A 22537-nucleotide genomic window follows, 5' to 3' on the forward strand; every position below is an offset into this window, starting at 1 on the left:
TCTTTAAAGATTTAGTGATTTACGATTTATGATTTATGAATGTTTTGTAATCTGAAATCATGAAATCTTAAATCTGAAATTGTTTAGCTCTCTTAAGTCTGCGTTTGATATTTCCTTGAACCACGAACCAGTCGATAAGCGGGGCAAAGGTATTCATCAACAGAATAGCAAGCATCATACCTTCCGGGTAACCGGGGTTCAGTGTACGAATCAGGATTGCCATAACACCCAGGATAAATCCGTATATCCATTTTCCTCTTTCCGTTTGGGCTGAGGTTACGGGGTCAGTTGCCATAAATACGGCTCCGAAAGCAAAGCCTCCCATGATCAGATGTGAGATCGGGGTAATGGATGCGTAGGGGTTCGTTTCTGGCAACGTGTAGGCAAGTAATAAAGCCATGCAGTATCCGCCGACGAACGTGGAAAGCATGATTTTCCAGCTACCGATTCCGGTCGCGATCAATAGAATGGCACCCAGTAAAATACAGAATGTTGAAGTTTCTCCGATAGATCCCGGTATCAATCCCCAGAACATGGAAGCCATGTCGTAGGTGGCAGGAATTCCTTGTGAGGCTTCTGCCAGCGGGGTTGCTTGTGAGAATCCGTCAGGCATTCCGGCAATCCAGACCTTATCTCCCGAAATCATGGAAGGGTAGGAGAAGAAAAAGAATGCACGGGCTAATAAAGCCGGATTCCAAATATTCATACCGGTTCCCCCGAAGATTTCTTTACCGATAATCACGGCGAAGGCGGTAGATACTCCTACCATCCAAAGGGGTGCGTTAACCGGCATAACCATCGGGATCAATAATCCCGATACGAGGAACCCCTCGTTGATCTCGTGTCCCCTGATCTGGGCGGCGGCAAACTCTATTGCCAGACCTACCACGTAGGAAACGACGATCATGGGTAACACCCTCCAGAGCCCGTAGAAGAACATCTCGATGTAGCCCGTGTCGGCTAATGTTCCTATAGCTTTGAAATGCTGGAATCCCACGTTAAAGATACCGAACAACAGGGCGGGTACTAATGCCAGCACCACGATAATCATGGTTCTTTTCAGGTCGATAGCATCTCTGATATTACACCCAGAACTCGTCGTGCGATTGGGCACGAAAAGGAAAGACTCGAAACCTGTGAAAACGGAGTGAAGCTTTTGTAGCTTGCCGCCCTTTTCAAATTTGGGTTTCTGTTTGTCTAAATATTTGCGTAAGAAATTCATCTTTATAATTTATGATTTAATTCAGTTCTCTAATCATTAACTCTATACCTTGTTCCACTATCTCCTGCACGGGTGTTTTGGAGGTACAAACGAATTCACACAAAGCCATGTCTTCCGGTGCAATCTCGTACATTCCGAGCTGCTCCATTTTGTCCAGGTCTTCAGCCAATACCGCTTTCAGCAAGTACACGGGCAGAATATCCATGGGAAGCACTTTCTCGTATTGTCCGGTAACCACGAAGGCTCTTTCTTCCCCGTGGTAGTTGGCGTCCAGCGCGTATTTCTTGTTCGGGCACAGGAATGACGGGAAGGTCTTTGAAATCGAGAATTTATTGAAGCCCGGCGTTGCCCAACCTAAAAATTCATAATTATCACCTTCCGGAATGACCGTTACCATATTGTTGTAATACCCGAGGAAATTGTCTTCGCTCACTTTATATCCCGTGAGCACGTTCCCGGATATGATACGCTGGTGTACTTGATTTTTCAAGTTGCCTTTCACGATGCATCCGATTTGGGCACCCATGATGGTCTTGAAATAAGCGGGTTTCTCAACCTCGGAACCGGCAACCGCGATTGTTTTCCGGGCATCGAACTTGCCGCTGGTGAATATTCGTCCGATAATAGCAAGATCCATGGCGTTTACCACCCACACGATGTCTCCTTTGTTGATCGGGTTCAAGTGATGGATTTGGATACCCGCATTCCCTGCCGGATGTGGTCCGGAGAAATAGTTTATCTCCACGTTTTTCAGTTTCGTGAAGATAGAAGTGGAAGGGGTTCCAGCTCTTAAATTAAGGTTGACATTTTTCTCGCACAATTTTTTTAAGCAATCGATTCCGGCTTGAAGTGCGGAAAACTCATCTGCCAGGGTTACATCAAAATCCGGGGCAAGGGGTGCAGAATCAAATCCGGATACGAATATCGCTTTCGGCATATCTTCCGGATTAGCGATGATGTCGTACGGACGTTGCTTGATCATAGGCCAAACACCGCTGTCGAGAAGTTTCTCGATGATTTCTTTTCTTGAAAGTTGGTTCACGTCAGCGCTTCCGAAATCCTTGTATTGGATTTGATCATCCGCTTTGATAACAACTTCCAGTAATTTTCTTCTCTCACCTCTGTTTACAGCTTCAATAGTACCGCTGACAGGTGCCGTGAATTTCACTTCGGGTCTGTATTTATTAATAAATAATACATCGCCCGCTTTCACTTGATCGCCTACCTTTACTGCAAGTCTTGGGGTAAGTAGACGGAAGTCTGTCGGTTTTAATGCATAGAGATTACATTTCTCCACGTTTCGCACCACGTTTTCCGCTTCTCCTTTTAACTTGATATCAAGGCCTTTTTTCAGTTTTATCACCTTGGACATTGTTTTATTATATTTTTGATATGTAGATAATTATTTCTATTTCACCCATAAATATGGTGTTTTAAAAATACGTGCAAATATATAATCAATTATTGAATTTATTCAGTAATTCAAAAGTTAATTCTTGCAATAGAATGCTTTTTTTAGCGCTGGATACCCAAGAAGGGGATACCTGTTTGGCATAGTATTTGTTAGGATAGGGAGAAAAATGATTAATTGATTATATATTCAAAATAGTGATCGAGTTATGAAAGGTATGATAGTATGTTGTTTAATAACAGTTCTGGCAATATCCTGTAAATCCGCCAAGGAGAGCGTATCCTTGACCGGCGTGAAATGGATTGCGGAAAGCCTGAACGGCAAAGAAATTAAGTTCAAGGAAGCGGAGAGTGAAGTTTTCCTTACGTTTGACGGCAAGGAAAAAAGGGTATCCGGGAAAGCCGGATGCAATCGCTTTTTTGGTACCTACGAGCGGAACGAGTCGGAATTAACTTTTAGCGGGATGGGAGCAACGAAAATGGCTTGTCCCGATATGGATGTCGAAACCTCTTTTTTCAAGGTGTTGGAGGATTCAAAGAGTTTTGTGATCAAGAATGACAAGTTAACTTTGAAAGATGCTAATAACGTGATAGCTGTTTTTAAAGCGCAAGAGGAAAAAACAGATAAAAAGAAATAGTTTATAGTTTGATTTTTCGTGATAGAAAAAGGGCTTCCCGGTACCGGGAAGCCCTTTTTAATTGCCTTTATACCACTTCCGCCACCACGAACGTACTGCCACCGATATAGATCATATCATTCTGATTTGCCGCTTCTTTTGCAGCTGCGTATGCTTTCGCTACGGTCGGGTATGTTTTGCCGTGGAGGTCATTGTCTGCCGCCTTTTCTGCCAGTATGTGTTCATCCATAGCCCTGGGGATAGATGCTTTGCAGAAATAATAAATTGCGTCTTTCGGCAGAATATGCAGCACGCTGTCCACGTCTTTGTCATTCACCATACCCATGACGAAATGGAGTCGCTCGTATTTGCACGTCTTCAGTTGAGCCACGATTTCCGTCAGCCCGTCAATGTTATGCCCCGTGTCGCAAACCGTGTAAGGGGTGCGGGATAGCTCTTGCCAGCGCCCGAGCAAGCCTGTATAGCGAATCGTGTTTGCTATACCCTCGTGTACTGCTTGGTCTGTGATTTTTATTCCTTGTTCCCGCAAGTGCAGGATCGTTTCGATCACCGTGGGAATATTTTTACGTTGGTATAAACCTTTCAAATCCGGGTGCAGGTCGTTGAACTTGACTCCTTGCTTGTTTTTTAAATTGTAGGTGTTGTCCGGGGTGCGTTCTTCACTCCAGTTGTCCGAGGCGAAATCGATAGAGGTTCCGCATTCCTGGGCTTTGTGGGTAAAAACGAAATCTGTTGCGGCGTCCCTTGTCCCGATAATGGCAGGTACATCCGGTTTTATGATACCCGCTTTCTCCCCGGCAATCTTTTCCAGCGTGTCACCCAGGAGAGCCATGTGGTCAAACGAGATATTCGTGACCACGGAAGCCAGGGGTGTGATGATATTCGTGGAATCGAGCCGTCCGCCCAACCCGACCTCGATCACGGCTATATCCACTTGTTGGTCGGCGAAATACTTGAAAGCCATGGCTACCGTCATCTCGAAGAATGAAGGCTTGATGTCCGCGAACAATGATTTATTCTGTTCCACGAAGTCGATCACGTACTGTTCGGAGATCATTTCCCCGTTAATTTTAATCCGTTCGCGGAAATCTTTCAGGTGAGGGGAGGTGTACAACCCGGTTTTATATCCAGCCGTTTGCAGGACAGAAGCGAGCATATGCGAGACGGAACCTTTCCCGTTAGTTCCTCCCACGTGTATTGTTTTGAATTGACGGTGTGGTGCGCCGAAATGTTCGTCCAGTTTCAGCGTGTTATCCAAGTTGGCTTTGTACGCGGCTTTCCCTTCCCGCTGGTACATGGGAAGTTGGGCGAACAACCATTCTAAAGTTTCATTGTAGTTCATATCTTCGTGTTTAGCAAATTCTCGTTATTGAGCGAGCAAAAGTAGTAAAAATATGATGTAGCTATCCTCTTGGATGCAATTTGTTGTTCTTGGCGTGATTAGATAATATCGTGTTAATAATTCTAAACGAGGAAAGAAAATATTTTTATGGGAAAGGGGTATCCGAAAATAACGGTTTGCGTCGTTTCCCTTTGGAAGGTGTGTTTCGGGAAGGTGTGTTCCAATATACGAGATTCTCTCGTCATGACTCGTGATTCGTGCGATCGGGAAAATTGAAATATATTGAACTATTTTCATTAACTTTCAGACCTCTAAAATCGTGTTGATAGGTCTGGGACGAGTAAGATTTATTAAAATTTGAAACAAATATTATGGGACAAGAAGGACAAACAATTTTGAATCTTTTGAGCGAGAGTGTCATTGTAGAAGGGGATGTTCAAACCACGAAAGATATACGGATTGACGGTACGCTCGTGGGTACGGTACAGACCGGCGGTCGTTTGATACTCGGTACGGCATCCCGGGTGACCGGGGGCGTAAATTCCCCGAATATAGACATTTACGGGACGGTGGAAGGGGAAATCGTGTCTTCGGGAACGGTCGTGTTGAGAAAAAATTCGATAGTGAAAGGAACGATAACCACGGTGACGATGATCGTCGAAGCGGGGGCAACGTTCAACGGGGAGAGCAGAATGATGTCCGGGAAGAACGAAGTTTTGCCCTCTGGTAGAGGCGAAAAGAAATAATGTAGATTATTTATATCGTTTTCGATGAAAAAATGTAATTTTGCAAGGAAATTATTGACGTTATATGGCTAATGATAGTAAAGTTGTTCCGGTTCCGGTTTTAAGGCGAATGCCAGCATATCTTTCATTCGTGAAGACCTTGCAAAAGCAGGGGGAGAAGTACGTGTCATCGACTAGAATAGCCGAATACATGGAAATAGACGCCACGCAGGTGACGAAAGATTTATCACATACGGGCATATCCGGCAAGACGCGGGTGGGGTACGAGGTGGACAATTTTGTGGAGATTCTGGATGATTTTCTCGGGTTTAATAAAATGAATAACGCTTTTCTCGTGGGTGCCGGCTCGTTGGGAGGTGCCTTGTTGCAGGATAAAGGATTGAGAAATTTCGGGCTGAATATCCAAAAGGCTTTCGATGTGGATAAATCAAAGATCGGTACGAAAATCAATGACGTGGAAATATTTCATATCGACCAATTCCGTGGTATGCCAGCCGAATGCAACGTGGCAATCGGGATCATCACCGTTCCGGCGGATTGTGCGCAAGCGATTGCTGACTTAATGGTAGCGTGGGGCATCAAAGCCATTTGGAATTTTACCCCTGCACGTATTAAAGTTCCTTCGCATATTGCCGTCCAAAATAGTACGATTTACACGAATCTGGCAATCCTGTTCAATAAATTACACGGGCAGGAATAAAAGTAAGTTGTTGTTTTACCAGAGAATAGATGACTTTATAGGGCGTGTTCAGTAACTGCTCCTAGGGTGTTTCTACCGTAGTCAGTAATATGGTTTCTATATTACTGGTAGATACTTGTGTGTATACATATATCAAATTTTATTCAAATCCTAATAAAAGCCTATACTTTTTCTATTATAATAGAGGTTGAATGGGAGTTGAATAGGAGTTGAATGGGAGTTGGTGCCAAGAAAGTTTCAATAAAATCTCGTTGAAATATCTTTTTTAGAACTGATTTGGGTATAATCTCGATAGGACACGGGATGTCCTTTACTGAAAAATTGACCGTTAAAAGTATACTTTTTTATTTGGTTTTCCAATAAGGTCGCTTTTTTTGAACGAATCGGGTTTGTTGCATTTAATTAGCCTTGATTCTGCTGGATTCTTTCTTTGTTATTTCGATGTTTTTTAGTATCTTTGCAGCTTGTAAATTACAAAGAGTAATAAACTAAAAGAAAGCAGAATGGTAAAGATTAAATTTCCCGATGGGAATGTAAAAGAGTTCGAGTCCGGGGTTACCGGCATGGACATAGCTAAGTCGATTAGCCATAAGCTGGCTAAGGAAGTATTGTCAATATCCGTAAATGGTGTCACGTGGGACTTGACACGCGGGATAACGACAGACTCCGAGATTAAGCTGTATACATGGGACGATGAAGAGGGACGCCATGCTTTCTGGCACTCATCTGCACACCTTATGGCAGAAGCTTTGCAGGCTCTTTACCCGAATATCAAGTTCGGTATCGGACCCGCTATCGAGAATGGTTTCTACTATGACGTGGATCCCGGGGAAGGGGTTGCCATCCAAGAGAAAGATTTGGTGGAGATCGAGAAGAAAATGTTGGAGTTGGCAAGGAGAAACGAGGAATATTGCAGGATAGACGTTAGCAAGCAAGAGGCGTTGAATCATTTTTCATCGCTTGACGAAACATATAAAGTAGAGTTAATCAATGATTTGGAAGACGGGACGATCACGTATTACCGTCAGGGTGATTTCACGGACTTGTGCCGCGGTCCTCACTTGCCGGATACGTCTTATATCAAGGCGATCAAGTTGACTTCCGTGGCGGGAGCGTACTGGAGAGGGGACGAGCACAGGAAGATGTTGACTCGTATTTACGGTATCACTTTCCCGAAACAGAAAATGCTGGACGAGTGGATCGTGCTGATGGAAGAGGCTAAGAAACGTGACCATCGTAAGATCGGCAAGGAGATGGAGTTGTTCATGTTCTCGCAAGCCGTGGGATCGGGACTGCCGATGTGGTTGCCGAAAGGAGCCATGTTGCGCGACCGTCTGGAGGCTTTCTTGAGAAAGGTGCAGAAAAAATACGGTTACGAGCAGGTAATCACCCCGCATATCGGTAACGTGAATTTGTACAAGACATCCGGTCACTTCCAGAAATACGGGAAAGATAGTTTTCAGGTAATCACGACCCCGCAAGAGGGCGAGGAGTTTATGCTGAAACCGATGAACTGCCCGCATCATTGCGAGATATACAAGTTCAAGCCGCGGTCGTACAAGGATCTTCCGGTGCGTTTTGCCGAGTTCGGTACGGTCTACCGTTACGAGCAGAGCGGGGAGTTGCACGGGTTGACAAGGGTACGCGGGTTCACGCAGGATGACGCCCACTTGTTCTGTACGCCCGACCAGTTGAAGGACGAGTTCAAGAAAGTAATCGATATTATTTTCACGATATTCAAGGCTTTGGATTTCGAGAATTTCACGGCACAGGTGTCGTTGAGAGACCCGAATAACAAGGAAAAATATATCGGTTCGGACGAGAACTGGGAAAAGGCGGAAACGGCTATTATCGAGGCTGCTGCCGAGAAAGGCTTGGCAACCACTGTCGAGTTGGGCGAGGCGGCGTTCTATGGTCCGAAATTGGATTTCATGGTGAAAGACGCTATCGGTAGGAAGTGGCAGTTGGGAACGATTCAAGTGGATTACAACTTGCCGGAGCGTTTCGATTTGGAATACACTGGGGCTGATAACCAGAAACATCGCCCGGTGATGATACACCGTGCGCCGTTCGGAAGTATGGAGCGTTTCGTGGCAGTTTTGATCGAGCACACGGGTGGTAAATTCCCCTTGTGGTTGACTCCGGATCAGGCTGTAGTGTTGCCGATCAGTGAAAAATACAACGATTATGCTCAAAAAGTTGTAAATTTCTTAAATAATTCCGACATTCGCACCGTTTTAGATGACCGTAACGAGAAGATAGGTCGGAAGATACGTGATAACGAGTTGAAAAAGATACCTTATATGTTGATTGTCGGGGAGCAGGAAATGAACAAAAATAAGGTTTCCGTGCGCCGTCAGGGAGAGGGTGACAAAGGATCTGTTTCAATGGAAGAGTTTGCAGAAATGATTAACAAAGAGGTAGAAGCACAGTTGAATGCTATCTATAATGAAAATAAATAATAAAAGGAGGATTAATTATAGCAAGGACAATGGAAATTAGGGGCAGAGGTCAAAGTGACAAGCCACAGCACAGAATTAATGAGCAGATAAGAGCCGCTTCTGTGAGAGTCGTTGGAGAGAATGTGGAACCGGGGGTTTATCCTTTAAAAGAAGCTTTGGCTTTAGCCGAGGCTGCCGGAGTTGATCTGGTGGAGATATCTCCCAATGCTGATCCACCTGTGTGCAGGGTTATTGATTACAGTAAATTCCTGTACCAGCTGAAGAAAAAGCAAAAAGAGATTAAAGCCAAAAGTGTAAAAGTGGTCGTGAAGGAGATTCGTTTCGGACCCCAGACCGATGACCATGATTTCAATTTCAAGTTGAAGCACGCTATCGAATTCTTGAAAGAAGGTGCGAAGGTAAGAGCCTACGTGTTCTTCAAGGGACGTTCAATCCTGTTCAAGGATCAAGGTGCAGACCTATTGGAACGCTTTGTCGATGCTTTGGAAGATTACGGTAAATTGGAATCCGCTCCCATGTTGGAAGGAAAGAAAATGATCGTGATTATTTCTCCTAAAAAATGATAGGATTCGGTGATTATGGATAGATTTTTATAATTACATATTCTGATAACAATTAAATTTAGAACAAATGCCAAAGATGAAGAGTGTAAGTAGCGCGAAGAAGAGATTCGTTCTGACCGCTACCGGGAAGATTAAAAGAAAACATGCTTTCAAAAGTCATATTTTGACGAAAAAAGCAACGAAGAGAAAAAGAAATTTGACTCATAGCGCTATCGTTGATCCAGCGAACGTGGCTACCGTGAGAAAGATGCTTTGTATCTAAGTAATTAAAGACAGTTATTAACCAGGATGTTATGCCTTACAAGTTTCTGAAAAAGAACGCTAACATTCAAAAAAAAGAAAAATTATGCCAAGAGCTAAAAATGCCGTTGCTTCGAGAGCACGTAGAAAAAAGGTTTTAAAACAGACCAGAGGTAACTTTGGTGCAAGAAAAAATGTTTGGACGGTTGCCAAAAACACGTATGAAAAAGGTTTGACATACGCGTACCGTGACAGAAAGAAGAAAAAATCAGAATTTAGAGCGTTGTGGATTCAGAGAATTAACGCCGCGGTTAGAATGGAAGGTTTGACTTACTCCAAATTTATGAACTTGGTTCATAAAGCAGAAGTAAACATGAACCGTAAAGTTTTAGCTGATTTGGCTATGAATCAACCGGAAGCTTTCAAAGCTGTAGTGGCGAAAGTGAAAGAGTTAGCTTAGTAATTATAAAATATCGGAAAAGGCTGCCCTCGGGTAGCCTTTTTTTTTAATTAAAATATTATCTTTGTGTCTTAGTGGTATATTTTTTATTTGGATAATGAAGATTGCATTACTTGGTTACGGAAGAATGGGAAAAGCGATCGAGCGGGTGGCTCGGGAACGCGGGCACGAGATCGTGCTGGTGGTTGATGAGACGAATCGTGCCTCGTGTACGGACGAGCAATTGAAACAGGCGGACGTGGCGATTGAGTTCACTACTCCTGCGGTTGCCGTGGATAATTATTTCTGGTGTTTCCGTAATGGTGTGCCCGTGATTTCCGGTACGACCGGGTGGTTGGGCAGATGGGGCGAAGTGACAGAGTCGTGCGAGCAGACAGGGGGGGCGTTCTTTTATGCCTCCAATTATAGTATAGGTGTGAATATATTCTTTCATTTGAACCGTTGGTTGGCAAAGACCATGGCAGGTTTTGGTAATTACAAGGTGTTCGTGGAAGAAACACATCACGTGCATAAATTGGATGCCCCGAGTGGTACCGCGATAACGTTGGCAGAGGGAATCTTGGATGAACATCCGAAATATTCTTGTTGGAAATTAGACGAGGGGGAAGTGAAAGATCGCGAGTTGCCAATCAAGGCGAAGCGTGAAGGCGAAGTGCCCGGTATTCATTCCGTGACGTATAAATCGGACGTGGATGAGATTCAGATACATCACTCCGCTTTTTCCCGTGACGGATTCGCCCAGGGAGCCGTGATGGCAGCTGAATTTGTGGCAGGGAAAAAAGGGGTTTATGGAATGGATGACCTTTTAGAGTTGAAAGTTAAAAACTAAAAGATAAAAGTTTAGAATTAAGAACGAAGATATGAGAAATGTATTGACAAATAAATGGTTTAAGTTCGGGATAGTTCTTTTTATATATTTATTGTGGACGTTGTGGATACAGAGTTGGTGGTTATTGATCGGTGTACCCGTTTTGTTCGATATTTATATTTCAAAGAAGGTGCACTGGGCTTTCTGGAAGAAAAAGAACGTGGAAAAACAAACGAAGGTTGTCGAGTGGATCGATGCTTTGATTTTCGCGATTATTGCCGCCACGTTGATTAGGATGTTCTTTTTCGAGGCGTACACGATTCCTACTTCTTCAATGGAGAAGACCATGCTCGTGGGGGATTACTTGTTCGTGAGCAAGGTGGCTTACGGTCCGAAACTGCCGAATACTCCTTTGTCTGTACCTTTCACTCATCATACTTTGCCCTTTACAAGCTCCACGAAGGCGTATTCCGAAGCCATCCAGTGGCCTTACAAGCGTATCGGAGGTTTGGGAAAAGTAAAGCGAAACGATATTGTCGTGTTTAATTTCCCGGCAGGGGACACGGTGATCGTGGGGAATGAAAATCCGGATTATTATTCACGATTGCGAGGTGCGACTCAAAAAGCAATTTATGATACGAAAATGGAGAAGGGGATAGACGTTGCTTATGAATTTGCATTACCTATTGTCCGTAAAGAAATGTGGGCAACGAATAACATTATTGCCCGTCCGGTAGATAAGCGTGAAAACTATATCAAGAGATGCGTTGGGATGCCGGGAGATGTGTTGGAAATGAAGGATGCTGTGTTGTACGTGAATGGGGAAAGAGAAGAGAATTACGCTACCATGCAGCAAAATTATGTCATTACGGTAAATTCTCCGTTTAATCAATTAAAATTGGAGGAAATGGGGATCGCCCGGGATGATATCGGTTATTATGCCAACACTTATAAATTACCTTTGACAACAGGAATGTTGGAAAAGATTAAAGCGATGCCTAATGTGGTTTCTGTTAGCCGTGAAGTCGAGCGTGGTGAAATTTTCCCGTATAGCGAGAATTACCCGTGGACGAGGGATGATTTTGGTCCGCTGCCTATCCCGAAGAAGGGGGAAACCATAGACCTGACAATTGAAAATTTACCAATATACGAGCGTATTATCGGGGCTTACGAGGAAAATAAGCTGGAAGTAAAGGATTCCGTGATATATATTAATGGAAGTCCGGCAGATAAATATACCTTCAAGATGGATTATTACTGGATGATGGGGGATAACCGTCATAATTCGGCAGACTCCCGTTACTGGGGATTCGTGCCCGAGGATCATATCGTGGGTAAGGCTTATTTTATCTGGCTTTCCTTGGATAAGGATAAATCTTTCTTGGGTAAGATACGATGGAACAGGATGTTCCGGTTTATACATTAAAAAAAAGCGGCTTAGCCGCTTTTTTTGTTAATAAATTTACTAACTTGTCAGTGTTTAGAAAATACTACAATTATGGCAAAAAGTAAAAACAAAAAGACGTTTGTATTAGATACGAATGTTATCCTACATGATTATAGATCAATTTACAATTTTGAAGATAATGATATCGTTATCCCGATAACGGTTCTCGAGGAGTTGGATAAATTTAAAAGGGGAAATGACCAGATCAATTACCACGCGCGGGAGTTCGTGCGTGAGTTGGATCAGATTTCGGGAGAAGATTTCTTTGTGAAGGGAGCTTCTTTAGGCAAAGGAAAAGGCAATCTTTTTATCCAGACGGGGGTGCCGTTTAACGAGAAGATAAACGAGTCGTTCAGTGAAGATATTCCGGATCACCGGATATTGGCTATTGCCGCGTTTATTACAGAGAAGAGAAAGGGTGAAAAGGTCGTTTTAGTGTCAAAGGATATGAATTTGAGGATGAAAGCGAGGTCTTTGGATATTCTGGCAGAGGACTACAAGACGGATCAGGTGAAGAATTTGGAGGTGTCGTTGAACAAGTGCGTGATTACAAGGGAGGATTTTTCCCAGGAGTTGATTGCTAAACTTTACGAGAGCGGGGAAGCCGGGGTACCGGTGGAAACGTTCTTCCCGAAGGAAGAGATCAAAGGGAATAATTATTATATATTAAAGAACGGCAGTAATTCTGTGTTGGCTTGTTATGATCCGACCCGGAGGGTGGTGCGGAAAGTGGAGAAATTGAATACTTTCGGTATTTACCCGAAGAATTCGGAGCAAGCGTTCGCGTTGGACGCGTTGATGAACCCGAATATATCTTTGGTGGCATTGAGTGGCAAGGCTGGAACGGGAAAGACTTTGCTGGCGTTGGCAGCAGCGTTGCAACAAAATAAAGCGTTCGAGCAGATTTATCTGGCTCGTCCTATCGTGGCTTTGTCTAACAAAGATTTAGGGTACTTGCCGGGTGACGTGAACGAGAAGGTGAGTCCTTATATGCAACCGTTGTTTGATAATTTGGCGGTGATCAAGCACCGTTACACGATGCACAGTCAGGAGAATCGTTTGATCGACGATATGTTGAAAGACGAGCGTCTGGTGATTTCCGCGCTGGCTTATATCCGCGGGCGGAGTTTATCGAACGTGTTTTTTATCGTGGACGAAGCTCAAAACTTGACACCGCATGAAATAAAGACAATTATTACACGTGCCGGAGAAGGGGTGAAAATGGTGTTCACGGGAGATATTGACCAGATCGACTCTCCTTATTTGGATCGCCAGTCCAATGGATTGTCACATTTGTTCGACCGGATGCAAGGACAAGAAATGTTTGCTCACGTGCACTTGGAAAAAGGGGAACGGAGTTACCTGGCAGAGGTCGCGAGCAATCTGCTTTAACAGTCGAAAGTCTATAAAGTCCGTAAGGTCTATAAGGTCTATATGCAGACACTTTGTAACTTTATGGACTTTATAGACCTTATGGACTTTATAGATTCTTTATATGAATATTTGGGGATTTCTGGGTGCGGCAATAGCGTTGACATTGATGCCGGGACCTGATATTTTATTTGTGATCACACAAAGTATTATCCGGGGGAAAAAAGCGGGAATCATTTTTGCCTGCGGGTTGTGTACCGGATTGATTGCTCACACTGCGGCTGTTAGTTTGGGACTTTCGTTGATATTATACAAGTCCCCGGTGGCTTTTTCCGTGTTGAAGTATCTTGGAGCGGCTTACCTGATTTATTTGGGTGTTAAATCCTTTATGCATCGTAACGAAAATTCCTTGGAATTACCTGCTTCCGGGGGAGCGGAGTACAAGCTATACCGCAAAGGTATTCTGATGAATATATTGAACCCGAAAGTCCTCGTGTTTTTTATCGCGTTCTTTCCCGGGTTCGTTAATCCGGCGACGGAGAATCCTGCGGGAGAGTTACTGTTATTAGGTGTACTTTTTATGGCACAGGCTATTGTTATTTTCTCGCTAGTAGCTTTGTTGGCGGAACGATTGTCCCGCCGTTTGATGCAAAATAGTCATTTTTCGTTGATTATGCATATCATCGAGTCGCTGGTTTACATCATCATCGGGATTAGCCTGATCTTCGTGACCGTGGGGTCAGAACTTCCTCAAGCGTAATATACGGGGAATGTATGTTGAAATATGGCGTGCTTTTTTCGTTTCATAAACATCATCTATTTTGATCAAGATTGCCGTTTCCTCCACACCACCGAATCCCGGATTGATAGCGGTTCCGAATGATTTCATGGAAGGGGACAAACTCATGTAGGCGTTCACGAGGGGAGGTATGTTTTCCCCGTGTTCCCGCACGTAACGGGAGAGTATTTTATAATCCTCCTCGTAGCTATTCCCGCAAAGTATGCTACCGAGTTTTCGATCGTCAATATGTATTTCCAGGGGAACGATGGGTTCTACCAATCGTTCGTTATCCTTGAAATATTTGCGCATGAAGAAAAGTATCATGTCACGGGCTTCTATGTTGAAGCTGGTGTACATGGTGACTTTCCCGAAGAAGTACTCCATCTTGGGGTTCTCCACGGTGAGGGCTCCTAATCCATCCCATAGGTTATCCAGGGCAAAAAGGGATTTTCGTCCCATCTTGGTAGACTGGTACAGGGGTTGGACGAAGGAACGCCCGAGTTCTATCATCTTGGTCAAGTATTCTTTCTTGAATTGCTCGGAGAATCGAAATAGTTCCGTGGTGGCAAGGTTGGGCTCTCCCTCTGCATTCAAGGAGAGGTTGTCACAAAGGATGTAACGGTAACCGCCGAGTATTTCTTGCTCTTTGGGATCCCACACGATCAATTGTTGATAAGGCACTTGTTGATCGATGTCGAAAGGGTCGATGTCAACTTCTTTGCCCGTACCGCCTCCTGCCGTCCTGAATGTCAATTCGCGTAGTCGCCCGACTTCTCTCATCAGGTTGGGGCTATTGAAAGCGTTGAACGAGTATATTTCGTTGTTACCTTTATTCGTTTTCCGGATAAATCTTTCTTCCGTTAACTCTGCTAACAATTTTGCTTTATCCAAAGGATAGATGACAGGCTGCATAAATTTTAGATTTTGAATTTTAGATTGTCAATACGCAATTTAAATCTATAAGCTGTAAACTATTTTCTTCACTTGTTCTGCCCATTCCTTGGGGGTTTTACTTTTGTCGAAGGTTTGCCAGGGAATAGGTTTACCGATACTTAACGTGAAAGTGGAGCCTTTTTTATTGAATGTTTCTTTGGGAAGGCACATCATTTCGAGGTTTACTTTCAATCCTATTTTTGTTCTGAAATTAGCGAGGTTATAGAAGAATTTGGAATTCTGTCCTTTTACCCGTATCGGAACAATGTCACGATGGTATTTCACGGCTTTCACGATAAAACTCTTTTGCCACTCGGGATCGATGATGACCCCTTTGGTTTTCCGGCTGACCATACCTGCCGGAAAGGTGATTACCTGTGCATCGGAAGCAAAGGCGGCTTCAAGATCGGCAGCGGCCTCCTTGGCTAATCCACCGTGTTTGTTGACCGGCAAGAAAATATTGTTCAAATTCTTCAGGTTCATCAACAAGTCGTTTACCGGGAATTTTAAAGGACTATATTTTCTTCCCAGGTAGTGAATCAGAATGATGCCGTCCGGTCCGCCCAAAGCGTGATTTGCCGCGAATATGTATCGTCCGTTGGGATCGGGGAGGTTTTCTTCTCCCTCGATTTTGAAAGATAAATCAAGGTATTCCATCACTCCGTCGGCGAAATCCAATCCTTTGCGGTCGCCGTATTTGGAGATGAAATCATTAATCTGGTCTTGACAAATCAATCTTTTTAAGAATGAATAAATGAATTTGGGAATCCAACGGGCTAACTTGGGATTTTTACTCTTAAAAAGTTCTTCTATATATATCGGTTTAACAGTTTCTTCCATAATAATTGTGAATTGAACTCTTTTGCTCTAAAAGTTTTGACAAAGATAAAAAACCTTATTCAATAAAAATCGTTATAGAAGATATGAATTGAAAAATATGAACATTTTTAATGAATGGAATAAGTTGAACCCAAAAAAAGAGAACAATGAGAAAATTATCTTTATTGACTAGTGGAGTTATTTTGATGCTTTCTTTCTTGATGGTGGGATGTAATACCATGAAGAAGTTGGAGAGAGAAGCCATCGAAACGGCAGTAGTGGGGAAGGTCTCACCTCAGCAGTTGACGGCGGTGGATGGAATGGTGAATTTTAATTATAATGTTGCTTTCGCTCCCAAGCAGTTTTATAAGAAGTTAATTTTGAAAGTGACTCCGAAGATGCAATATCCCGGAGGAGAAGAAGCTATGCAACCGCTTTATTTCCAAGGAGAGAAGGTGAGAGGCACGGATTATCCGGTGGTAGAATACAAGGGTAACACGATGGCAACTTATAACCTTTCATTCCCGTACCGTGACGGTATGCAAAAGGGGATCTTGATAGCTGATATCGAGGCGATCATGGGTAATAAGAGTGTTGATTTTACACCTGCTATCTTGAACACGAATGGTGTGAAAGAATGGAAATCTTACGTTTATTCTTTACCCAGTAATCCTAACGCTATCCCGTTGTTCACGGAAACTTTCGTGAAAGACGTTCCCGCTACCGGAGTGGGTGTTGTTAGTGGGTATGTTTTGTTCCCGTTGGCACAATCTGCGATCACGGATGCTCAAAAGAAATCAACCGTGATGTCCCAAGCGACTAAGGTGATGAAGGAAGTGTTGGCTAATAAGGATGCCAAGATCACGAACATGATTATGTATGTTTCCAGCTCCCCCGAAGGACCGGAAAGATTGAACAAGAATTTGACAACAAACCGTTTCAAGGCCGCAAAGACTTTCTTCGAGAAAGACCTTGGTTTGGCAAATACGCCGATGGCAAAAGATGCCAAGTTTATCGTGTCTAACCTGGTAAACGAGAATTGGGATGGTTTGTATCTGTTGTTGGATGATTCTAACATAAAGAATAAAGCAGCGATCGTGAAAGATTTGAAGGCTGCTTCGAATTTGGCAAAACGTGAAGCCGTGCTCGAGTCTTATATCAAGACTGTACCGGAATTGAAAGATGTTGTTCTTCCTGTTCTCCGCCGGGCTGATTTCTTTATATTCTACACGGTACCCGCTGTGATGCAGGTAGAGGATCAGGCAACCGCTTACTATGTTCCTCAATTGCAGGAAACTTCTGTATTGTCTGCACAGACCGATATAAATTTATTGAATGATTTGGCTGCCTCGGCTATCCAGAATAAGGATTACCGGAAAGCGAAGAAGTTATTGGAATCGGCTGCCGTGATTAAAGATCAACCGGAGGTGTTTAATAACTTGGGTATTGTTTACCAGAACGAGGGCAACAATGCACAAGCTCAAAATATGTACACGAAGGCGTCCATTAAGAAAGAGGCTAAGTATAATTTAGGTATGCTGTTATTGCAACAGAAAGAGTATAGCAAAGCTATTCCTTACTTGAAAGAGATGCCGAATATTAACTTGGCTTACGCGCAGTTGATGGCTAATGATAATCGTGCAGCCTTGTCTACTCTGAAGAGTTTGAATCTGACTTCCGGATACGAATACTACATGATGGCTATAGCTGCAGCTAGATTGAAAGATACGCAGACGATGGCTGTGGCTTTGCAAAAAGCAATCCAGCTTGACTCACAATTGAAGGAAAAAGCTCGGACAGATAAAGAGTTTTATCCTTATGCACAAGAAACGATTTATTTGAATATTGTTGATTAAAATTGTTTGACTTTGCACTGAAAATAGGGTCATGGCGAAAGCGATGACCCTATTTGTTTTAGGTTATGGGGTGTTTGTAAAGCAATTTATTGCTTTACAAAACCTTGTCCGGATTTTGCTTGATGAAATCTCCCCAACCTTTGCATTTGGAGCTGCCTGTTGTCGGGAGTGAACCTTGCAGGTGATGGCAGTAGGCAATGGCGATGGCGTCTGTTTCGTCCAATGTGGAAATCGTGTCGGGCATAACCATAAATTTACCTAGCAGAATGGCGATTTGTTCTTTTGATGCCTCTCCTGTTCCGGTGATGCTCATTTTGATCTTTTTCGGGGCATACTCGAAGATCGGGATATCGCGTTGAAGTGCGGCAGCAATGGCTACGCCTTGTGCCCGTCCCAGTTTGAGCATGGATTGAATATTCTTCCCGTAAAACTGTGATTCGATAGCGAGTTCGTCGGGGTGGTAGGAGTCGATGACTTGCAGGGTACGTTGGAATACACGTTGTAATTTTAGGTAAGGGTCATCGAGTTTTTTCATGTCCACGACTCCCGATACGACAAGTTCCGGTTTACTATTCTTCCCGGTAGTACGGAGAATAGCGTATCCCATAAAGTTCGTTCCGGGGTCAATCCCCATGATTAGTTTTTCCATTGATCGAAGGTGTACACGTTTATTTCATGTACAAAGGTACACAAAATCCTTTGGATTTTATACTTCTTCCAAAGTTGTACTGAAATGAAGTAAATTAGAACCGAACATTTCGGTTAATACTCCCAGTAATTTTTCTTTGTACAATTCCATGAAGACCGCGTAATCATCAGCAACAGAGAAAACAAGTTGTAACGAGAAGGATTTTCCTTCTTCTTCATTTACTAGTATCCTGGTGAATAGGACATCACAGCATACGCTTTTGGCTTTGACGTAAGGAATATAAAATTCACGGATCGCTTTTCTGAATGCTCCCTCTATTTCTTCTTCGACGTGAAATGTGGTGTTGTAGATAAATCGCATAGGTCGGGTTAAAAGTTAAAAACTAAAAGATAAAAGTTTAAAGTGAATCTTACGTGCCTATCCTGAAAAAGGTTTCTTTAAGCGGGAATGACCTTTTATCTCTTATCTTTTAGTTTTTAGTTCTTATCTTTTACTTGATGTAATCCGTTCCCATGAATCCTCGTAGGACGTCGGGTACACGGATTCCTTCAGGAGTTTGATTGTTTTCCAGCAAGGAAGCCACGATTCTTGGCAAGGCAAGTGCGCTGCCGTTAAGGGTATGAGCCATAATGGTTTTCTTTTCACCTTTTTCCCGGAAACGCAGTTTCAAGCGGTTTGCCTGGTATTCCTCGAAGTTGGAGACGGAGCTTACTTCTAACCAGCGATTCTGTGCTTTGGAATATACTTCAAAATCGTAGGTGAGGGCAGAAGTGAAACTCAGGTCGCCACCGCACAAACGAACGATACGATAAGGTAATTCCAGTTTTTGCAGCAATCCTTCCACGTGTTTCACCATACCGTCGAGAGCCTCGTAGGAAACTTCCGGGCGAGTGATCTGCACGATCTCTACTTTGTCGAACTGGTGTAGGCGATTTAAGCCGCGCACGTCTTTGCCGTATGAGCCTGCTTCCCGGCGGAAACAAGCCGAATAGGCTGTATTTTTCACGGGCAACTGGTCTGCGTCGAGAATCACATCCCGGTACAGGTTGGTTACCGGAACTTCTGCCGTGGGGATAAGGTAAAGTTTGTCTTCGTTCACGTAATACATCTGCCCGTCTTTGTCGGGTAATTGTCCGGTTCCGAACCCGGAGTCTTCGTTCACCACGAGAGGCGGTTGCACTTCCTCGAATCCGGCTTTGATATTTTCTTCGAGGAAGAAATAAATCAAGGCTCTTTGCAGGCGTGCTCCCAGTCCCTTGTACACGGGGAAACCGGCTCCGGTGATTTTAACCCCAACCTCGAAGTCGATCAATTGGTATTTTTTTGCCAGATCCCAGTGGGGGAGTTGTCCTTCCTCGTGGGCGGGTATATTGTCGCTAACTTTGACAATCACGTTGTCTGCATCGCTTTTTCCGGGAGGCACGGAGTCGTGGGGTAAATTCGGCAGGCGCACGATAAGTGTGTTCAACTCGTTCAAGGTTTCGTTATGCTTGGCGGTCAGGGCTGCAATTTCTTCTTTCAAACGGGTTGTGTTGGCACGGGCGGCTTCTGCCTCTTCTTTTTTCCCTTCTTTCATCAACGAGCCGATTTGTTTCGAGATGCTGTTCATTTCGGCTTGTTTGTCGTCTGATTCTTTTTGAAGGTTTTTTCTCTCGTTGTCAAGAGAGATGATTTTCTCAACTAATTCTTTGGCATCAAAGTTTTTCACGGCTAATTTACGGATTACCGTTTCTTTGTTTTCCTGAATAAATTTAAGGTTTAGCATCTCGACTAATTTTAGATTTTAAATTTAAGATTTTCATTTACGAAAGCAAGAATCTATTTTTGAGTACTCTTGTTTCGGGCTGTAAAAATAAAAAAAACTCCTGTACTTTGCCAAGGACAGGAGTTTAAATATGTTCATAATTTCTGTTTACTCAGCAATAGCTTCTACAGAAACGTACGATTTGTTGTCTTGTTTCTTTTTGAAAACAACTTTTCCGTCGATCAAAGCGAATAAGGTATGATCTCTACCTAATCCCACGTTTAATCCCGGGTTGTGTACAGTTCCTCTTTGACGAACAATAATGCTACCAGCTTGCACGAATTGTCCACCAAAAACTTTTACTCCTAATCGTTTGCTTTCTGATTCACGACCGTTCTTAGAGCTACCGACTCCTTTCTTGTGTGCCATATCGTCTTATAATTTTAGAAGTTACAAAATAAATTAAGCGTTGATCGTTTCGATCTGAATTTGAGTCATACATTGACGATGACCGTTCTTTTTGCAGTATCCTTTTCTTCTCTTTTTCTTGAAGATGATCACTTTGTCAGCTTTCAAGTGAGATAATACTTTTGCCGTAACTTTGGCTCCTTCTACTACTGGAGTACCGATTTTGATTTCTCCCTCATTGTCCACTAAAAGCACTTTGTCAAATTCTACTTGAGCGCCTTCTTCTGCAGCCAGTCTGTGAACATAGACTTTACGGTCTTTTTCAACCTTGAATTGTTGTCCTGCGATTTCTACAATTGCGTACATTGTTCTAATTCATTTTAAAGTTAATACCATGGGGTGGGTGTTTCTCCGCTTGGTGTACCCCTGAGGCTAAATTTTCGCTCGGCAAAAGTAGTAATTGTTTTTGAAACGGCAAAGAAATCGTTGAATAAATGAGATATGATTTTATATTCGGGGGAAATGTACTAACTTTGGCAGGTTTTCTGTAAAAGAGAAAGATTATGAAATATATCGCACGTCTGATATTAAAGATTTTCGGGTGGAAGCTCAGGGGAAGTTTACCCACGGACAAGAAGGCGGTGGTCATATCCGTGCCACATACCTCCATCATGGATTTTATCTGGGGAAAACTCACGTTCATGAGTTATGGCATCCCTACTTATATATTAATGAAGAAAGAATTTTTCTTTTTTCCTCTCGGTTTGATATTGAAGGCTATGCACGTGATCCCGGTTGACCGGGGAAACAAGGAAAACCATCTTGTCGAGCGTATGGCGGAAGAGTTTAAAAAGAGGGACGAGATGTATTTGACGATCACCCCGGAGGGAAGTCGCAAGAAGCGGAAGAAATGGAAAAAAGGATTTCTGGTGATCGCTAAAGAGGCGGGAGTGCCCGTTTATTTGGGAAGAATAGATTATAAAGATAAATATTGTACCTGGGGACCTCGTTTTATTCCCACGGGTGACCCGGATGCGGACTTGAAGTACATCATGTCAACGTACAAGGATGCCCATCCTCGTCACCCGGAAAATTTCTCGGCGGGTGATTAGTAATGGTATAGAACGGGAATATTGTTGTATCAGAAAATAAAATGATTATGAAGGTAGCAATCGTACAAGCACGCTTGGAGTGGGAAAATGTTCCGTTGAACCTGAAGTTTTTTAACAAACGTTTGAGTGAAGTGAATGGGGCGGATATCATCGTGTTGCCCGAGATGTTTGCTTCCGGTTTCACGATGGCGGGTAAAGGGCAAGTGGCGCCTTTTTATGAAGCCGTGAACCAATGTATGCAGGATTGGGCGGATGAGAAGGATGCTTTAATCATGGGATCGACCATTTGCTATGAAGACGGGCATTATTTCAATCGTCTTTTGGCGGCGTTCCCGGACGGGCGTGTGTTGCATTACGATAAAAGGCACCGTTTCACGATGGGCAAGGAAGATGAGCATTTCACCGCCGGACACGAGTTGTTGGTTTTTGAATACAAGGGAATGAAGATCGCTCCTTTTATTTGCTATGACCTGCGTTTTCCCGTGTGGAGCCGTAATACTTCCGAGTATGATATGGCTGTCTATGTTGCCAATTGGCCGGAATCCCGGAGGGAACCGTGGCAGATTTTGCTAAAGGCGAGGGCTATCGAGAACCAGTGTTACGTGGTGGGTGTGAATTGTGTGGGCGAGGATGGTATCGGGTTGCGTTACTCGGGCGATTCCATGGTGATCTCCCCCAGGGGGGAGATACTGGCGGCGTGTGAACCTTATGCCGATGAAGTGCGTCAAGCCGATATAGACCTGGAGGCGTTGGAAGAGTTTCGCGATAAATTCCCTGTTCTGGAGGATCGAGATGAATTTACAATTGAAGAATAATGTATAAATAA

General features: G+C 43.5%; 24 protein-coding genes. 14 read left to right on the top strand and 10 right to left on the bottom strand.

What is annotated here, in order from left to right; translation table 11 throughout:
• Positions 1–67 precede the first annotated feature (67 nt).
• Together A3CY_RS0101755 and A3CY_RS0101760 are read right to left on the bottom strand one after the other, a co-directional pair.
• Positions 68–1222, bottom strand: a complete 1155-nt coding sequence (locus A3CY_RS0101755) for an NADH:ubiquinone reductase (Na(+)-transporting) subunit B (protein ID WP_018336167.1) — start codon at positions 1220–1222, stop codon at positions 68–70.
• A 16-nt stretch (positions 1223–1238) separates the two neighbouring features.
• Positions 1239–2594, bottom strand: a complete 1356-nt coding sequence (locus A3CY_RS0101760) for a Na(+)-translocating NADH-quinone reductase subunit A (protein WP_018336168.1) — start codon at positions 2592–2594, stop codon at positions 1239–1241.
• 247 nt (positions 2595–2841) lie between these two features.
• Here A3CY_RS0101760 and A3CY_RS0101765 point away from each other — a divergent pair, with 247 nt between their 5' ends.
• Complete coding sequence (locus A3CY_RS0101765; RefSeq protein WP_026207200.1) at positions 2842–3270, top strand: META domain-containing protein; 429 nt, start codon at positions 2842–2844, stop codon at positions 3268–3270.
• Positions 3271–3337: 67 nt separating this feature from the next.
• Here the strand turns inward: A3CY_RS0101765 and A3CY_RS0101770 are convergent, their stop codons facing one another.
• Positions 3338–4612, bottom strand: coding sequence for a bifunctional folylpolyglutamate synthase/dihydrofolate synthase (locus A3CY_RS0101770; RefSeq protein ID WP_026207201.1), 1275 nt, complete (start codon positions 4610–4612; stop codon positions 3338–3340).
• A 371-nt stretch (positions 4613–4983) separates the two neighbouring features.
• Here A3CY_RS0101770 and A3CY_RS20000 point away from each other — a divergent pair, with 371 nt between their 5' ends.
• From A3CY_RS20000 to A3CY_RS0101820, 10 genes are all read left to right on the top strand, one after another.
• Positions 4984–5358, top strand: coding sequence for a bactofilin family protein (locus tag A3CY_RS20000; protein ID WP_018336172.1), 375 nt, complete (start codon positions 4984–4986; stop codon positions 5356–5358).
• A gap of 64 nt (positions 5359–5422) precedes the next feature.
• Positions 5423–6058 (top strand): redox-sensing transcriptional repressor Rex, encoded by a 636-nt coding sequence (locus tag A3CY_RS0101780; protein ID WP_018336173.1) that lies wholly within the window; start codon positions 5423–5425, stop codon positions 6056–6058.
• Between the two features lie 503 nt (positions 6059–6561).
• Complete coding sequence (gene thrS, locus A3CY_RS0101785) at positions 6562–8520, top strand: threonine--tRNA ligase (RefSeq protein WP_018336174.1); 1959 nt, start codon at positions 6562–6564, stop codon at positions 8518–8520.
• A 29-nt stretch (positions 8521–8549) separates the two neighbouring features.
• On the top strand, positions 8550–9083 hold the full coding sequence (infC, locus tag A3CY_RS0101790) for a translation initiation factor IF-3 (RefSeq protein ID WP_018336175.1): 534 nt from the start codon (positions 8550–8552) through the stop codon (positions 9081–9083).
• Positions 9084–9150: 67 nt separating this feature from the next.
• A complete protein-coding gene (rpmI, locus tag A3CY_RS0101795; RefSeq protein WP_018336176.1) occupies positions 9151–9345 on the top strand; it encodes a 50S ribosomal protein L35 in 195 nt (64 codons plus the stop codon).
• Positions 9346–9429: 84 nt separating this feature from the next.
• On the top strand, positions 9430–9783 hold the full coding sequence (gene rplT, locus A3CY_RS0101800) for a 50S ribosomal protein L20 (protein WP_018336177.1): 354 nt from the start codon (positions 9430–9432) through the stop codon (positions 9781–9783).
• A gap of 97 nt (positions 9784–9880) precedes the next feature.
• On the top strand, positions 9881–10612 hold the full coding sequence (gene dapB, locus A3CY_RS0101805; protein WP_026207202.1) for a 4-hydroxy-tetrahydrodipicolinate reductase: 732 nt from the start codon (positions 9881–9883) through the stop codon (positions 10610–10612).
• Between the two features lie 31 nt (positions 10613–10643).
• Positions 10644–12017 carry a signal peptidase I gene (lepB, locus tag A3CY_RS0101810; RefSeq protein WP_018336179.1) on the top strand — a complete coding sequence of 458 codons (1374 nt, stop codon included), beginning with the start codon at positions 10644–10646 and terminating at the stop codon, positions 12015–12017.
• Between the two features lie 72 nt (positions 12018–12089).
• Positions 12090–13430 carry a PhoH family protein gene (locus A3CY_RS0101815; RefSeq protein ID WP_018336180.1) on the top strand — a complete coding sequence of 447 codons (1341 nt, stop codon included), beginning with the start codon at positions 12090–12092 and terminating at the stop codon, positions 13428–13430.
• 103 nt (positions 13431–13533) lie between these two features.
• Positions 13534–14169, top strand: coding sequence for a LysE family translocator (locus A3CY_RS0101820; RefSeq protein WP_018336181.1), 636 nt, complete (start codon positions 13534–13536; stop codon positions 14167–14169).
• Here the strand turns inward: A3CY_RS0101820 and A3CY_RS0101825 are convergent.
• Both A3CY_RS0101825 and A3CY_RS0101830 read right to left on the bottom strand, forming a co-directional pair.
• On the bottom strand, positions 14149–15102 hold the full coding sequence (locus tag A3CY_RS0101825) for a GNAT family N-acetyltransferase (RefSeq protein WP_018336182.1): 954 nt from the start codon (positions 15100–15102) through the stop codon (positions 14149–14151). The two genes, A3CY_RS0101820 and A3CY_RS0101825, sit on opposite strands and share 21 nt — an antisense overlap.
• A 45-nt stretch (positions 15103–15147) precedes the next feature.
• A complete protein-coding gene (locus tag A3CY_RS0101830; RefSeq protein WP_018336183.1) occupies positions 15148–15963 on the bottom strand; it encodes a hypothetical protein in 816 nt (271 codons plus the stop codon).
• Positions 15964–16109: 146 nt separating this feature from the next.
• On the opposite strand from A3CY_RS0101830, the gene A3CY_RS0101835 reads away from it, so the two are divergent.
• Complete coding sequence (locus A3CY_RS0101835) at positions 16110–17798, top strand: tetratricopeptide repeat protein (RefSeq protein ID WP_026207204.1); 1689 nt, start codon at positions 16110–16112, stop codon at positions 17796–17798.
• A 94-nt stretch (positions 17799–17892) separates the two neighbouring features.
• On the opposite strand, the gene ruvC is transcribed toward A3CY_RS0101835, so the two are convergent.
• From ruvC to rplU, 5 genes are all read right to left on the bottom strand, one after another.
• Positions 17893–18447, bottom strand: a complete 555-nt coding sequence (ruvC, locus tag A3CY_RS0101840; protein ID WP_018336185.1) for a crossover junction endodeoxyribonuclease RuvC — start codon at positions 18445–18447, stop codon at positions 17893–17895.
• Between the two features lie 57 nt (positions 18448–18504).
• On the bottom strand, positions 18505–18807 hold the full coding sequence (locus tag A3CY_RS0101845; protein ID WP_018336186.1) for a DUF4286 family protein: 303 nt from the start codon (positions 18805–18807) through the stop codon (positions 18505–18507).
• A 130-nt stretch (positions 18808–18937) separates the two neighbouring features.
• A complete protein-coding gene (gene serS, locus A3CY_RS0101850; protein ID WP_018336187.1) occupies positions 18938–20212 on the bottom strand; it encodes a serine--tRNA ligase in 1275 nt (424 codons plus the stop codon).
• Between the two features lie 147 nt (positions 20213–20359).
• The gene (rpmA, locus tag A3CY_RS0101855) at positions 20360–20620 is read right to left on the bottom strand and encodes a 50S ribosomal protein L27 (protein ID WP_018336188.1); all 261 of its coding nucleotides are present in this window, start codon (positions 20618–20620) and stop codon (positions 20360–20362) included.
• Between the two features lie 33 nt (positions 20621–20653).
• Positions 20654–20965, bottom strand: coding sequence for a 50S ribosomal protein L21 (rplU, locus tag A3CY_RS0101860; RefSeq protein ID WP_018336189.1), 312 nt, complete (start codon positions 20963–20965; stop codon positions 20654–20656).
• 197 nt (positions 20966–21162) lie between these two features.
• Here rplU and A3CY_RS0101865 point away from each other — a divergent pair, with 197 nt between their 5' ends.
• Together A3CY_RS0101865 and A3CY_RS0101870 are read left to right on the top strand one after the other, a co-directional pair.
• Positions 21163–21711: a 1-acyl-sn-glycerol-3-phosphate acyltransferase gene (locus A3CY_RS0101865; RefSeq protein WP_018336190.1), complete on the top strand. Its 549-nt coding sequence runs from the start codon at positions 21163–21165 to the stop codon at positions 21709–21711.
• Between the two features lie 47 nt (positions 21712–21758).
• The gene (locus A3CY_RS0101870) at positions 21759–22526 is read left to right on the top strand and encodes an amidohydrolase (RefSeq protein ID WP_018336191.1); all 768 of its coding nucleotides are present in this window, start codon (positions 21759–21761) and stop codon (positions 22524–22526) included.
• Positions 22527–22537 lie beyond the last annotated feature (11 nt).

It is taken from the genome of Butyricimonas synergistica DSM 23225, from assembly GCF_000379665.1.
Lineage (GTDB): Bacteria > Bacteroidota > Bacteroidia > Bacteroidales > Marinifilaceae > Butyricimonas > Butyricimonas synergistica.

Bases quoted from the DNA above. Each gene is read 5' to 3' on its own strand.
- A3CY_RS0101760 (WP_018336168.1), bottom strand. From the start codon at position 2,594: ATGTCCAAGGTGATAAAACTGAAAAAAGGCCTTGATATCAAGTTAAAA.
- A3CY_RS0101820 (WP_018336181.1), top strand. From the start codon at position 13,534: ATGAATATTTGGGGATTTCTGGGTGCGGCAATAGCGTTGACATTGATG.
- dapB (WP_026207202.1), top strand. From the start codon at position 9,881: ATGAAGATTGCATTACTTGGTTACGGAAGAATGGGAAAAGCGATCGAG.
- A3CY_RS0101870 (WP_018336191.1), top strand. From the start codon at position 21,759: ATGAAGGTAGCAATCGTACAAGCACGCTTGGAGTGGGAAAATGTTCCG.
- thrS (WP_018336174.1), top strand. From the start codon at position 6,562: ATGGTAAAGATTAAATTTCCCGATGGGAATGTAAAAGAGTTCGAGTCC.
- A3CY_RS0101755 (WP_018336167.1), bottom strand. From the start codon at position 1,222: ATGAATTTCTTACGCAAATATTTAGACAAACAGAAACCCAAATTTGAA.
- A3CY_RS0101770 (WP_026207201.1), bottom strand. From the start codon at position 4,612: ATGAACTACAATGAAACTTTAGAATGGTTGTTCGCCCAACTTCCCATG.
- A3CY_RS0101780 (WP_018336173.1), top strand. From the start codon at position 5,423: ATGGCTAATGATAGTAAAGTTGTTCCGGTTCCGGTTTTAAGGCGAATG.
- A3CY_RS0101865 (WP_018336190.1), top strand. From the start codon at position 21,163: ATGAAATATATCGCACGTCTGATATTAAAGATTTTCGGGTGGAAGCTC.
- ruvC (WP_018336185.1), bottom strand. From the start codon at position 18,447: ATGGAAAAACTAATCATGGGGATTGACCCCGGAACGAACTTTATGGGA.
- rplT (WP_018336177.1), top strand. From the start codon at position 9,430: ATGCCAAGAGCTAAAAATGCCGTTGCTTCGAGAGCACGTAGAAAAAAG.
- serS (WP_018336187.1), bottom strand. From the start codon at position 20,212: ATGCTAAACCTTAAATTTATTCAGGAAAACAAAGAAACGGTAATCCGT.
- rpmI (WP_018336176.1), top strand. From the start codon at position 9,151: ATGCCAAAGATGAAGAGTGTAAGTAGCGCGAAGAAGAGATTCGTTCTG.
- A3CY_RS0101830 (WP_018336183.1), bottom strand. From the start codon at position 15,963: ATGGAAGAAACTGTTAAACCGATATATATAGAAGAACTTTTTAAGAGT.
- A3CY_RS0101845 (WP_018336186.1), bottom strand. From the start codon at position 18,807: ATGCGATTTATCTACAACACCACATTTCACGTCGAAGAAGAAATAGAG.
- rpmA (WP_018336188.1), bottom strand. From the start codon at position 20,620: ATGGCACACAAGAAAGGAGTCGGTAGCTCTAAGAACGGTCGTGAATCA.
- A3CY_RS0101835 (WP_026207204.1), top strand. From the start codon at position 16,110: ATGAGAAAATTATCTTTATTGACTAGTGGAGTTATTTTGATGCTTTCT.
- A3CY_RS20000 (WP_018336172.1), top strand. From the start codon at position 4,984: ATGGGACAAGAAGGACAAACAATTTTGAATCTTTTGAGCGAGAGTGTC.
- infC (WP_018336175.1), top strand. From the start codon at position 8,550: ATGGAAATTAGGGGCAGAGGTCAAAGTGACAAGCCACAGCACAGAATT.
- A3CY_RS0101765 (WP_026207200.1), top strand. From the start codon at position 2,842: ATGAAAGGTATGATAGTATGTTGTTTAATAACAGTTCTGGCAATATCC.
- lepB (WP_018336179.1), top strand. From the start codon at position 10,644: ATGAGAAATGTATTGACAAATAAATGGTTTAAGTTCGGGATAGTTCTT.
- A3CY_RS0101815 (WP_018336180.1), top strand. From the start codon at position 12,090: ATGGCAAAAAGTAAAAACAAAAAGACGTTTGTATTAGATACGAATGTT.
- A3CY_RS0101825 (WP_018336182.1), bottom strand. From the start codon at position 15,102: ATGCAGCCTGTCATCTATCCTTTGGATAAAGCAAAATTGTTAGCAGAG.
- rplU (WP_018336189.1), bottom strand. From the start codon at position 20,965: ATGTACGCAATTGTAGAAATCGCAGGACAACAATTCAAGGTTGAAAAA.